The 12,309-nt window shown below is 65.8% G+C and carries 9 protein-coding genes; 7 read left to right on the top strand and 2 right to left on the bottom strand.

What is annotated here, in order from left to right:
• Positions 1–60: 60 nt before the first annotated feature.
• On the bottom strand, positions 61–2,562 hold the full coding sequence (locus ACXJ16_RS24845) for a hypothetical protein (protein WP_454798634.1): 2,502 nt from the start codon (positions 2,560–2,562) through the stop codon (positions 61–63).
• Positions 2,563–2,773: 211 nt separating this feature from the next.
• Here ACXJ16_RS24845 and ACXJ16_RS24840 point away from each other — a divergent pair, with 211 nt between their 5' ends.
• From ACXJ16_RS24840 to ACXJ16_RS24830, 3 genes are all read left to right on the top strand, one after another.
• Complete coding sequence (locus tag ACXJ16_RS24840; RefSeq protein ID WP_454798635.1) at positions 2,774–4,024, top strand: putative DNA modification/repair radical SAM protein; 1,251 nt, start codon at positions 2,774–2,776, stop codon at positions 4,022–4,024.
• 2 nt (positions 4,025–4,026) lie between these two features.
• Positions 4,027–5,457 (top strand): UdgX family uracil-DNA binding protein, encoded by a 1,431-nt coding sequence (locus ACXJ16_RS24835; protein ID WP_454798636.1) that lies wholly within the window; start codon positions 4,027–4,029, stop codon positions 5,455–5,457.
• A 401-nt stretch (positions 5,458–5,858) separates the two neighbouring features.
• On the top strand, positions 5,859–7,118 hold the full coding sequence (locus ACXJ16_RS24830; protein ID WP_463922452.1) for an MFS transporter: 1,260 nt from the start codon (positions 5,859–5,861) through the stop codon (positions 7,116–7,118).
• A gap of 23 nt (positions 7,119–7,141) precedes the next feature.
• On the opposite strand, the gene ACXJ16_RS24825 is transcribed toward ACXJ16_RS24830, so the two are convergent.
• The gene (locus ACXJ16_RS24825; protein WP_463922451.1) at positions 7,142–7,876 is read right to left on the bottom strand and encodes a FadR/GntR family transcriptional regulator; all 735 of its coding nucleotides are present in this window, start codon (positions 7,874–7,876) and stop codon (positions 7,142–7,144) included.
• A gap of 182 nt (positions 7,877–8,058) precedes the next feature.
• On the opposite strand from ACXJ16_RS24825, the gene ACXJ16_RS24820 reads away from it, so the two are divergent.
• The 4 genes from ACXJ16_RS24820 to ACXJ16_RS24805 all read left to right on the top strand — a co-directional run bounded on the left by ACXJ16_RS24820 (position 8,059) and on the right by ACXJ16_RS24805 (position 12,297).
• Positions 8,059–8,877, top strand: a complete 819-nt coding sequence (locus ACXJ16_RS24820; RefSeq protein ID WP_463922450.1) for an SDR family NAD(P)-dependent oxidoreductase — start codon at positions 8,059–8,061, stop codon at positions 8,875–8,877.
• Positions 8,874–10,163, top strand: a complete 1,290-nt coding sequence (locus ACXJ16_RS24815; protein ID WP_463922449.1) for a sulfotransferase family protein — start codon at positions 8,874–8,876, stop codon at positions 10,161–10,163. Before ACXJ16_RS24820 ends, ACXJ16_RS24815 begins: the two co-directional genes overlap by 4 nt.
• Before the next feature lie 92 nt (positions 10,164–10,255).
• Positions 10,256–11,506, top strand: coding sequence for an MBL fold metallo-hydrolase (locus ACXJ16_RS24810; RefSeq protein ID WP_463922448.1), 1,251 nt, complete (start codon positions 10,256–10,258; stop codon positions 11,504–11,506).
• Complete coding sequence (locus ACXJ16_RS24805) at positions 11,506–12,297, top strand: sugar phosphate isomerase/epimerase family protein (protein ID WP_443478532.1); 792 nt, start codon at positions 11,506–11,508, stop codon at positions 12,295–12,297. The genes ACXJ16_RS24810 and ACXJ16_RS24805 overlap by 1 nt, the downstream gene beginning before the upstream one ends.
• Positions 12,298–12,309: the final 12 nt, after the last annotated feature.

Here is a 12,309-nt window from a genome sequence, read left to right as displayed (position 1 = left end):
CCAGAACGCGCAGGCGCGATACCCCCGCCTCCCGGAAGAGGCGGGGGCAAGGAAGCGCCGTCAGGAAACCGGCAGCACCACCGGCGCGCCCGGCGCGTCGCGAAGACGCAGGTAGAACTTGCCGTCGCGCGCCGCGGGGACCTGAAGCGCAGAGCCCGTGAAGCCCTGCGCCACGTTCACCGCCGGATCGAGGGCAGGCGAAAGCCCTACCGCATCGATCAGGAACAGGTCGCTGCCCCTGATGGTGCAGTTCGCGTCCCGCTCCGCCCCGCCGCACGATACACCGTCGATATGCGGAAGCCGCGCCAGCGTGACCAGCGGCTGCCAGTCGCCGGCATCGCCGCCGCGCACCAGCCGGAAGCGAAGCGGACCGAACGTGGAAGGCGGCAGCGTTTCGGGGTCGAACGAGGCAACCAGGACTTGCGGCCCTGCAACTTTCAATCCCTTGCCTGCCGAAAGCCGCACCGGCTCGCCGCCGCTCGCGGGCGCCACCTCGATCACGTCGGCAGGGGTCAGCGGCGCTGCATCGCTGCGAACCGAGAACACCATGCGGCCGTTGTCCGGCAGCAGGTCTTCTCCGGGAAGGCCCAGCACCCTGCCCCCCGCCGCTACCGGCCCGGGTTCGATGGTCTTGCTGAGCAGGTTCACGCGCGGCCGCGCCTCGGCCAGCGTAATCGGGACCGAAACGGTGCGCCCGCCGCGCAGCCTGATGCGCGCGGCCGCATCCCCGGGTATCTCGGGCACGGTTTGGGAGGCGCCCTCCGGCAACTTCTGCCCGTCGGACCTCGCCAGCCTGAGGCGGTCTACCGTCCCGTCGCGGGTCAGGCCGTCAGGCTTGAGCGTGAGACCGGCAAGTTCGGCGCTGTCCACCTGGTCGAGCCGCTGGCCGGTCAGCACGCCCCAGTCATCCCCGGCATGGATCACCAGACCGTCGACCCGGCTCGCCTGGACATCGGCCCGCAGCGCGATCGTCGAAGGCTGGGCAGCGCCCCGCACCTTCACTTCCACGCTCATCTCGCCCGGCTTGCGGCCCGCCAGCGGCAGGGTGAGCGCCAGACCGTCCTTGCCCTGCACTTTCCACTCGACCGACTGCGCACTGCCACCTTGCCGCAAAGTCACCGATTCCACGCAGGACGGCGCGGCGCCCGTCAGCACCAGCGGATTATCCCGTCCGACGACCAGCGTGGGCATCTCGGCATTCTTGTCGCCGCCCGACACCTGCCAGCCGCCGCCATCGGGCTTCTGGAGGAGGAAGTCCGGCCCTTCGAAGCGGTCGAAGCCCCAATAGCCGTAGACGTGGGCGCGCAAGGTTCCCGTGAAGGCGGCAGGCAGTTCCCCGCCCGCAAGGACATAGCCACCTCGGTCCGCCCGTGCTTCGAGGGGGACGTCCACCGTCTGCCCCGAAGGCGCGGTAAGGGTAACTTTCATCTCCCGCGCATAAGCGGTCGAATAGATCAGCGGCGCCCCTTCCACCGGCAGCAGCGTGCCCTGCGCGCCGCCGGCCTGAACCGCGCAGACCGGATCGTTGGCGCTCGTGCGCAGGCGGGGCGGGCTACCGGATTCGATGGCCGGCATGGCGATCACCATGACCGATTTGGGCTTTTCAAACGAAGGCGCGGTGTTCAGCAGCAGGCCTGTGCGGTCGCCCTTGCGCACGCTCAGCGTCGGCAGGTAGCTGAACTGCGGATTGGAAAAGGCGCCGAAGATCTTCGCGATATCCCGCGCCACCCCGATATAGGCGCTGTAATAGCCATAGCCCGCTTCGCGCGTGGCGCTCAACTGCAGGGCAAGGTCCGTCGGTGCGCCGGTCAGCGTTTCCGCCACCGAACTGGTGTGGACGTCCGCCAACACCAGCGTTTCCCGGTTTTCGAGCAGGCATGACGCCTGAAGCTCGATCACTTTCGAGAGGCATTCCTCGTTCAGCTTCATCGACAGGCTGCGCGCCAGCGTCGGTGCCACGCTGCGCAGGAACTCGGGGTGATAATTGTCCTGCGCCCGGATCGCCGCCATGAAGGCATCCAGGCGGGAATGGTCGAGCGAGGCCTGGTTGAGGTCCTGCGTGGCGCGGACGAATTCGCCCGGCTTGCCGCGCACGGCATCCACCAGCGTCCCTTCCGCGCCGCCTGTATCGGGGACCAGGAACATGACCATCTGGCGCGCATTCTTCGGCACCGTCAGCGCCAGCGCCTTGTTCTTTTCCTTGTCCCTCCAGGTCTCGGCGATCTTGATCCAGTCCTTGGGCGGAGGGTTGGTCGCGCCGCGCAGGAACGCGGACACCATCAGGAATTTCGCCCCCTGATCCTCCGGCAGGTCCGCATGGATCGACAGCATGTCCCCCTCGGCAAGGCTGGGCACTTGCGCGATGGGCAGCGTTTCCTTGCCGCGCGTTACCTGGATGCGCAGGCCGGGGCCGTTCAGTTCGAACGGCGCGGGATCGGCGGCGACCGCCGTGGACGAGGCCAGCATCGCGGCCATCGGCAGGGCCAGAACCCCCGCATTGAGAGTCCATGAAGTGAGACGCAAAGGGCGTGCGCGGTTCTTCCCGGCAATGGGCAATGGCATGTTCCTGTTATCCGGCATCAAATTACGTCGCCCTTCCCCGCCTTTCCCACAACAGCGCCCTCCCGCCAAGCACGCGAAGGCCCATCGCCTCGTCGCAAAAACGAACATAAAGGGAACATTTCGTTTGAAAAGCCCTTCGGCATGGGACAGGCTCCGGCTGCAAGAGCTGCGCTTACGCTTAGCTGAACGCATGAGGAAAAGGTCTGGTTCAATGCCCCCGCTCGATATCGCCGAAAAGCTGACGATCCTCGCGGATGCGGCGAAATACGATGCGTCGTGCTCCTCTTCGGGCGTCAGGAAGCGGGATTCGCGTGGCGGCAAGGGGATCGGCTCCACGCTGGAAGGCGGCGGCATCTGCCATGCCTATGCGCCGGACGGGCGCTGCATCAGCCTGCTCAAGATACTGCTGACCAACAGCTGCATCTTCAATTGCCACTACTGCATCAACCGCAAGTCCTCCAACGTGCGCCGCGCCCGCTTCACCGCGAAGGAAGTGGTGGACCTCACGCTCGACTTCTACCGCCGCAACTATATCGAGGGGCTGTTCCTGTCCTCGGGCATCATCCACACGCCCGACTATACGATGGAGCAGATCGTCGAAGTGGCCCGCTCCCTGCGGGAAGACCACGATTTTCGCGGCTACATCCACCTCAAGACCATTCCCGACGCCGACCCCGAACTCGTGGCGCGGGCCGGGCTCCATGCCGATCGGGTATCGATCAACGTGGAACTGCCGACCGCCGGCGGCCTCCAGCGCCTCGCACCCGAAAAGTCGCAGGCGCGGATCGAAGGTGCGATGGGGACCATGCGCTCGGCGATCGAGGAGGGAGCCGACGCCAGTCGGCGGTTCCGCTCCGCCCCCACCTTTGCGCCCGCCGGACAATCGACCCAGATGATCGTCGGCGCCGACGCCGCGACCGACCGCGACATCGTGTCCCGCGCCGCCGCGCTCTACGACCGTTTCGATCTCAGGCGCGTCTATTACTCCGCCTTCAGCCCGATCCCGGACGCCAGCGTCGTCCTGCCGCTCCAGCGCCCGCCGCTGATGCGCGAACACCGGCTCTACCAGTCGGACTGGCTCATGCGGTTCTACCAGTACACGCCGCAGGAAGTCGGCGCGGCGGTCGATCCGGCCACGGGGATGCTCCCGCTGGACATCGATCCCAAGCTGGCCTGGGCGCTACGCTTTCGCGATCGTTTCCCGGTGGACGTCAACCGCGCCCCGCGCGAACTGCTGCTGCGCATCCCCGGCCTCGGGGTGAAGGCGGTGGATGCCATCGTCTCGGCGCGCCGCTGGCGGACCCTGCGACTGGACGACGTGGCGCGCATGACCGTTTCGGTGAAGAAGCTGCGGCCGTTCATCGTCACGGCAGACTGGCGGCCCACCGGGCTGATCGACAGGGCCGACCTTCGCGCGCTCGTCGCTCCGCCCGCCACGCAGCTGGAACTGTTCGCGGCCTGACCATGCGGATGGTACGCCTTGATGCCGAAGATGACTTCGATGGCTGGCGCGCCGCCGCCCGCATGCTCGCGGCAGAGCGCATAGCCGCCAACGAGGTACTCTGGCAGATCGGCGACCGGCCGGTGGACCTGTTCGGGGGAGAGCCGGTTGCCGTGGACGCCGCGCAGGCGCCGCCGATGCGGGTTTCCAGGGCGTTCCTCGATCTTGCGCGTGATGCGGTGCTTCACAGCGAGCCCGAGCGTTTCGCACTGCTCTATGCCTTGCTGTTGCGCCTGCTGGACCAGCCGCACCTGCTGCAGGACCGGGCCGACCGGCCCCTGCGCCGCCTGGAAGGTCTCGCGCAGAACGTGCGGCGCGACATCCACAAGATGCATGCCTTCCTCCGCTTCCGCGAACTGCCGGATGGAGACGGCACGCGGTTCGTCGCCTGGTACGAGCCCGAGCACCACATATTGCGTCGCAATGCCGCCTTTTTCGTGGAGCGCTTCACCAACATGCGCTGGTCGATCCTGACCCCGCGGGGTGCGCTCCACTGGGATGGCGCCCTGCTGACCGAGGGGCCTCCTGCACAGCGCGGCGACGCACCTGGCGACGATCCGGTGGAAGGGGTCTGGAAGGCCTATTACAGCGCCATCTTCAATCCGGCGCGGGTCATGCCGCGCGCCATGCTCAAGGAAATGCCGCGCAAGTACTGGCGAAACATGCCCGAGACCGCGCTGGTCCCGCAACTGATCGCCGGTGCCCGCAAGCGCGAACTGGCGATGATCGAGCAGGATCGGGCCGGGCCGCCGCGCCAGCTCGATACTCCGACCATACGATCAAGGGGGGCAGGCGGAGATGATGCGCTCGAGCTGCTGCGGCAGGAGGCGACCGCCTGTCGCCGCTGCCCGCTCTGGCAACCGGCGACCCAGACCGTATTCGGCGAAGGACCGCACGATGCCGAGATCATGATCGTGGGCGAACAGCCCGGCGACCGGGAAGATATCGTGGGCCGCCCGTTCATGGGCCCGGCCGGCGAAGTCTTCGACCGGGCCATGGCGGCGGCGGGGATCGACCGTGCCCGCGCCTACGTCACCAATGCGGTAAAGCACTTCAAGTTCGAGCCGCGCGGCAAGCGCCGCCTTCACGCCCGCCCCCATGCGGGCGAAGTCGACGCCTGCCGCTGGTGGATCGATCAGGAACGCGCCATCGTGCGCCCCAGACTGGTGATCGCGATGGGGGCCACGGCGGCCCGGTCGCTCACCGGCAAGGCGATGACGATCGGGCAGGAGCGCGGCCGGGCTGTGCTGCTGGCGGACGGTACGCCTTGCTGGATCACCGTCCACCCCAGCTATCTGCTGCGCCTTCCTCCCGAGGCCGACGCCGATGCCGAATTCTCCCGCTACGTCGCCGATTTGCGCAAAGCCGCCAGCAGCCTCGTCCAGGCAGCCTGACGCCGCGCGGCACCGAAGGTGGTCCGCTGCCACCCTGGGGGAAACGGCCCGGCCGCCAGGCCAGACCCGCGCGCGCACGGACCAGGAGGTATCATAAGCCTTGTGCCTTCGCAGATAAGGGTACTCTTCAGAGACAGCGTTCGGATGCAGACGGCCGCAGCGCCCCACACCAACTCCTCCAGACTCATCGAGCCCGCGCTGAATTTCTAAGCATTATCGCGCAATTCCGGCGAACGCCGCCAAAAATCTCGCTAGAATCATGGGACCTACTAGCCCTACGCAGAGAACGGCAGGGCGATTAAACAGTGCCCTTTTTCCGTTAGACTCATTCGCGGCAATCACGCACAACGCCTTGCACAAGATGTCGCAGCAAGCGGCGCTTATGAAATGGGAGAGCTGGATTGGAACAGCTTGAAACGGCAGGCGCGGAGTGGCGCCGCCATTGGCCGATGGTCCTTGCGGCCTGCATCGGCTTTTCGTTCATGTCGTTCATGACGGCCGCTGCCGGCGTGTTCATGGACCCGCTCGCGGCGGAATTTCACTGGGGGCGAACCGAACTCTCCGCCGGCATGGCGATCGCCTCGCTGCTGTCCATCCTCTGCTCTCCCTTCATCGGCATTCTGATAGACCGGCACGGCTCGCGCCGCCTTGCGCTGCCCGGCCTTGTGTTGACGAGCCTGGCAATCGCGGCGTTTTCGCAGGTCAACGGCTCCATCCCCCAATGGCTTGCACTGTGGGTGATATGGGGCGTTGTCGCGCTTCTGGTGCAATCCACCCTCTGGTCCGCCGCAATCGCCAGCGTGTTCAGGGTGGGGCGCGGGCTGGCGCTTGGCGTAACGATGTCGGGCACGGCGCTGGCGCAAGTCGTCGCCCCGCCGCTTTCCAACGCGCTGATCGAGGCATTCGGCTGGCGCACCGCCTATATCGCCCTCGGCCTGGGCTGGGGCGGACTGGCGCTGGTCCTCTCGGCCCTGTTCCTTTTCGACGTGCGCGATCAGGCGCGGCGCAGGCAGTCGCAGGGCAAAGGGCCGCCCGAGGCCGCTCCGGACCTGCCCGGCCTCGGCATCGGGGAGGCATGGCGCGACATATCGCTCTGGAAAGTCGCCGTAGCGACGTTCCTCGTCCTGACCGTGACCATTGCCGTCGTCGTCCACCAGTTCCCCATTCTGGTCGAGGCGGGCATGAGCCGCTCGCAGGCAGCCTGGCTCGTCAGCCTTTCCGGGGTTGCGGGCGTGATGGGCAAGCTGGTCTCCGGCACGCTCATCGACCGGTTCCATGCGCGCACCGTGGGCGGCATCACCCTGGCATCGACCGCCGTGGGATGGCCTTTGCTCATGCAGGGCATCGCAACGCCTGTCACCATCGTCATCGGCATCATGATCAGCGGCTATGCGGCAGGCACCAAGATCCAGCTCTGCAGTTACCTGACCGCCCGGTACGCCGGGATGCGGCACTATGGAACGATCTTCGGCTTCATGACCAGCGTGATCGCGCTCGCCTCCGCCATCGGGCCGCTCGCTGCGGGCCTCTCCTACGATCGCTACGGCAGCTACACCCCGTTGCTGCTCGCCGGTGTCGCGATCTCGCTCATCTCCGGGGGGCTGGTCTTCAGCCTGCGGCCCTATCCTGAATGGCGCGCGGCGACGGCAGCGCCCGCCTGAAGCCTGGCCTTACGGCGGCCCGATCAGTCGCCAGCCGCTTCTTCCGCCTTCATCTGAAAGCGCGCGCGAATGCGGCGGGCCCAGACCTTGCGGCTATACTGGCTGGCGATGCCTGCGAGTTCCGCGTCACCCTGCATCAGGGCCCCGAACTCCATCAGCCGGGCATTGCGCCAGCTTTGCACGAAACGGCGATGCTCGGGCGAAACATCGTCGACTGCCGGGCCTTGATAAGTCCTGCGCGAGAAAGCCACGTTGATGTCGAAGACGAGCTTTATATAAGCGCTGTCGGCAAGCTCGAAGACGACATCCTGGGTTTCGCGTTCCAGTTCGCGCACGTCGTCGAAACTTGCATCGTCGCGAAGCGCGTGCGTCCGTTCGACCAGCGACGCGATACCGGCGGCGATCCTGTCTTGAGGAGCGCGGGCCGCCTTGCGCATGGCTTCCACCCATAACGCAGTGGCGATTGCCGTGACATCCTCCGGCGGCACATCCATCATCGACAGGTACATCGAAACGATGGATTCGATCGTCGTCGCGTCGGGCCGGGACGCGAAATAGCCGCCGTTGTTGCCCCGGCGCACGGCCAGAAACCCTTCGCGCTCCACCAGCCGTGCGGCCTGCCGCACGGTGGCGCGGGCGAAGCCCAGCTCGGAAATCAGCGCCTCTTCGCGCCCGATATAGGCTCCCGGCTCACGGGCAAGGACGATCTCCCTGAGCTTGTCGGCGGCAGCGTCGAGCGCCGTTCTGCTTTTGCGCATGTTCATTCCACCATCTCACAACACGAAAGCCATGAGCGCGTCCAGCCTGTTCGTGGCCGCGATGGCAAGGAAGCATAGGCTGCTTGACAGCCTTTGAGTATCCTATTTAAGACTCATCGCAATAAGGGTCGGGGTGCAAAAAGACATCTGGCAATCATTCAGGACTCATTTTGGAGAGAGGCATGTCACGTCTTCCTTGGGACATGAGCGGCCGCGTCGTCGTCATATCGGGCGGCAACGCCGGCATCGGTCTGGGCTTCGCACGCGGCATCGCGCGAGCGGGCGGCGATCTGGTCATCTGGGGCCGCCGCCAGAACAGGAATGAAGAGGCGGCACGCGAACTCGCCGAGTTCGGCGGGCGCATCTTCACCCAGGAAGTCGACGTTGCCGACGAAGCCCGCGTGGTGGAGGCCTTTGCCGAAGTCACTGCGCAGATGGGCCGGGTGGACGGCGCCATCGCCAATGCGGGCCTGATGAAGAACCAGGGCTGCTTCACCAACATGACAGGCGAGGCCTGGCATGACCTGCTCTCGGTCAACCAGCACGGCGCGTTCTATCTCGCGCGCGAAGCCGCCCGCCACATGCGCACCCGCGCCGAAGCCGGCGACCCGGGCGGTTCGATCCTGTTCTGCGCCAGCCTTTCCGCCGTGACCGGCTCGATCGGAATGCAGCACTACAACGCCTCGAAGGGTGCCATGGCCGCGCTCGCACGCGGAATCGCGGTCGATATGGGCAAGTACGGCATTCGCGCCAACACCGTCTGCCCCGGCTATACCGAAAGCGAGACAGTGAAGGATCAGGGGCCGGACTCGCCGCTGGGCAGCCAGGTGCGCGAACGCTGCCCGATCCCGCGCTTCGGCAACCCGTCCGATTTCGAAGGCATCGGCGTCTACTTCATGAGCGACGCATCGCGCTATCACACCGGCGACCTTGTCCGCGTCGACGGGGGCTGGATGGCCAATGCCGGCAAGCTCAACACTTCGGCGGAGCGCAGGGCATGAGCACCGACGTCAAAAAGGATACTGAAACGGTGCGGACCAGTGTCTTCCGCGTAGAGCAGTTCCGCGATCCGCAGATTTCGCCCGAACGCCGCGCAGAACTCGAAGCGGCCGAAGCCGAACCTCTCGACATGACGGTAGAAGGCGTACTGGCAGAAGCCGCCGCGCAGACCGGCCTTTCCGACTTCGGCCCGATAGACTTCACCGAGCGCCTCGGCGCGCTTCTTGGCGAAGTCTCCGCAAACGGGAACCTGTGGCGCTTCGCCAAGGCGCAGTTCCGCGCCGCCTGCGTGAAGCAGGCCGCAAACCGCCTCAAGAACAAGGCCTTCCTCGACAGCCATCCGGGCGTCGAGGACGAGGTGATCGATCGTCCGATCATCATCGTCGGCCTGCCGCGTTCGGGAACGACTCACCTCGAGAACCTGATCGCGGCCGACCGCCGGCTGCGGCACCTTCCGGTCTATCTCGGCTCCGAAGCGGTCCTGGCACCCGGCGAGACGGCCGGCCCCGATGGGCTGGACCCGCGCTGGACCCGTTCGGCCGCGCACTGGGACCGGATGAAGCAGAACGCCATCATGGCCGCCATGCATGAACACTCACCCGACCATGCCTGCGGCGAGAACGAGCTGCAGATGCCGGACTTCACCACATACCAGTGGGAATGGATGGCCGAAGTCCCCGCCTGGCGCGACTACCTGCTGCGCCACGACCAGACGCAGCACTATGCCTATGGCAAGCGGATGCTGAAGGCGATCGCGCATCAGTTCCCGTCCGACCGGCGCTGGATCCTCAAGGGTAACCAGCATAGCGAGCAACTCCCCGCACTCGTCGCGAATTATCCGGATGCCTATGTCGTCCAGATCCACCGCGATCCGCTGGCCTTGCTGCAATCGGTGCTGACGATGCGGGGGCTGTCCGTGCTCGTCCACCAGAAGCACCCGCAAATCCAGGCTCACGTCGCCTACTGGGTGGACCGCATAGAACAGATGCTGCGCGCCTACCTGCGCGACATGGACCGGGTCCCCGAAGGCCGGCGGCTCGACATCCTGTTCGCAGACGTGATCGCGGACGATATCGGCACCGCGCAAAAGGTGCTGGAATTCGCCGGGCTGCCTTCCAGCGCCGAAAGCGTCGGGGACATGCGCGGCTACATGGACAGCCACCCGCGCGGAAAGGACGGCCGGGTGGTCTACGACCTGGCGGGAGACTTCAACCTCGATATCCCGAGCCTGCGCCAGCGCTTCGCGTTCTACACGGACCGCTTCCCGGTAAAACAGGAAGTGAAATGACCCGCAAGCTCAGCCGGTGGGATGCGAATTCGCACAGCGAGCTCGCGTACATCGCGCTGCTGACGATGCCCACTCAGGCAGGAAACCAAGCCATGAAACCCATCATCCGCGATGCGAACCAGCCGCTCAATGCCCAGATCATCAATGACGGCGCGGGCAGACAGGATGCCGTCGATCTCGGCAACGGCATCTTCATGTCGAGGGACGTCTCGAACCTCTACCTGGTGACGACCGCCGAGGGCAGTGTCCTTGTCAACACCGGCATCGTCTACAGCGCCGCCGAGAACAAGCGCCGCTTCGATGCGGCCAGCGACCAGCCGATCCGCAAGATCGTGTTCACCCAGAGCCATGAAGATCACATTGGCGGATGGCCCACCTTCAACGCCCCCGGAATCGAGACGATCGGACAGGCCAACCAGCCTTTCGTGCGCACCCAGTTCCGCGACCTCGGCCCGGCCATGGCTGCCCGTTCGCGGCGCTTGTGGAGCCGCGACCAGAAGCGGGAACTGACAGAACGGCCCGAACCCACGCTGACGACCACGTTCCATGACAGCCACGCCTTCGAACTGGGTGGGCGGCGGTTCGAACTCTACGCGGTCCCCGGCGGCGAAACGGTAGACTCGCTGGTGATCTGGCTGCCGGACGACAGGATCGTCTTCACCGGCAACATGACCGGCCCGATGTTCGGCCATGTTCCCAACCTCTATACCCTGCGCGGCGACCGCTACCGCTATGTCCAGTGGTACATCGACAGCGTCCAGCGCGTGATCGACCTCGGCGCCGAAGTGCTGATAACCGGCCACGGCGAGCCGGTTCGCGGGGCCGACAAGGTGCGCACGAGCCTCAGCAGGATGCGCGATGCGGCCCGGTATCTGCGCGATGCGACCTTCAAGGGCATGAACGCCGGCAAGCCTCTCTGGGAACTGATGGAAACCATCCGGCTGCCCGAGAACCTTGCCATCCCGCAGGGTCACGGCAAGGTTTCGTGGATCGTCCGTTCGATCTGGGAGGAGCATCTCGGCTGGTTCCGCTACGATTCCTCGACCGAACTCTATGCCGTGCCGCCGCAGGCCGTGCTCGGCGATCTCATCGAACTTGCCGGTGGACCCGCGGCCGCGCTCGACCTTGCCGCGCGCTATCTCGGCGGAAACCAGCCGCTCAAGGCTCTCCATGTCGCAGAAGCCGTCACCGCGGCAGCGCCTGAAGATCGCCGGGCACTGGAAATCCAGCTCGCCGCACAGCACGCCATACTCGAGGCCGCCGGACGCGAGAATTTCAGCGAAGTACGCTGGCTCGAAAGCGAAATCCGCCGCCTCGAAGCGGCACTGGCAGGGGGCGAATAATGGTGCACCCTCGCCTTTCGGTCGATGCGATGTGTTCGTTCCAGTGGCCGTTCGCGCGCGAACTGGCACTGTGGAAGGACATGGGCCTGCGTCATGCCGGGCTGCTGATGAACAAGATCGCCGACGATCCCGACCGCGACCTCAAGGCTCTCGGCGATGCCGGTATCCGCGTCAGCACGTTGATCACCGCCGGCTTCCAGCTCGGCGATCCCTCGTCCTGGAGCGCGACGCGGGCCATACACCGCGCGATGATCGACCTCGTGGCGGCTCACCGCGGACACTCGATCTACTTCACGACCGGACGGACGGTCAGTTGCGACTGGGATGAAGATTTCGCGCTTTTTGCCGAAGCGGTCGCGCCGACCGTGGCCCATGCCCGCGAACGCGGCGTCATCGCAGCATTCGAGCCGAGCCTCAGAACCAGCGCCTCGTTCTGCACGACGCTGTCGGATGCCGTGGAGATCGCCGAGGCGACAGGGCTGGGCATCGTTTCCGACTTCAGCAACAACTGGATGGAACGCGGCCTTCGGGGAACCCTGAAACGGGCGATGCCTCATATCGCGCTCGTCCAGATCGGCGACATCGCGATTTCCGGCACAGGCGGCCGTTCCCATATCGGCCAGGGCGACCTGCCGCTGGAACGCATGATGGGCGACGTGCTGGACGCGGGCTACGAAGGCGTCTTCGACCTCGAGGTCGTGCCTGCAGACTACACGGCGAATACGAACGAGGACGAATTGCGCGCCGGAATCTCTGCCGCTTCGGACCTGCTCCATGCCATGAACATCTGAAAACCCCACGCA

It is taken from the genome of Novosphingobium sp. TK71, from assembly GCF_055361505.1.
This window is presented reverse-complemented; position numbering and strand designations above follow the sequence as displayed.

Bases quoted from the DNA above. Each gene is read 5' to 3' on its own strand.
- ACXJ16_RS24845 (WP_454798634.1), bottom strand. From the start codon at position 2,562: ATGCCATTGCCCATTGCCGGGAAGAACCGCGCACGCCCTTTGCGTCTC.
- ACXJ16_RS24840 (WP_454798635.1), top strand. From the start codon at position 2,774: ATGCCCCCGCTCGATATCGCCGAAAAGCTGACGATCCTCGCGGATGCG.
- ACXJ16_RS24835 (WP_454798636.1), top strand. From the start codon at position 4,027: ATGCGGATGGTACGCCTTGATGCCGAAGATGACTTCGATGGCTGGCGC.
- ACXJ16_RS24825 (WP_463922451.1), bottom strand. From the start codon at position 7,876: ATGCGCAAAAGCAGAACGGCGCTCGACGCTGCCGCCGACAAGCTCAGG.
- ACXJ16_RS24820 (WP_463922450.1), top strand. From the start codon at position 8,059: ATGTCACGTCTTCCTTGGGACATGAGCGGCCGCGTCGTCGTCATATCG.
- ACXJ16_RS24815 (WP_463922449.1), top strand. From the start codon at position 8,874: ATGAGCACCGACGTCAAAAAGGATACTGAAACGGTGCGGACCAGTGTC.
- ACXJ16_RS24810 (WP_463922448.1), top strand. From the start codon at position 10,256: ATGAAACCCATCATCCGCGATGCGAACCAGCCGCTCAATGCCCAGATC.
- ACXJ16_RS24805 (WP_443478532.1), top strand. From the start codon at position 11,506: ATGGTGCACCCTCGCCTTTCGGTCGATGCGATGTGTTCGTTCCAGTGG.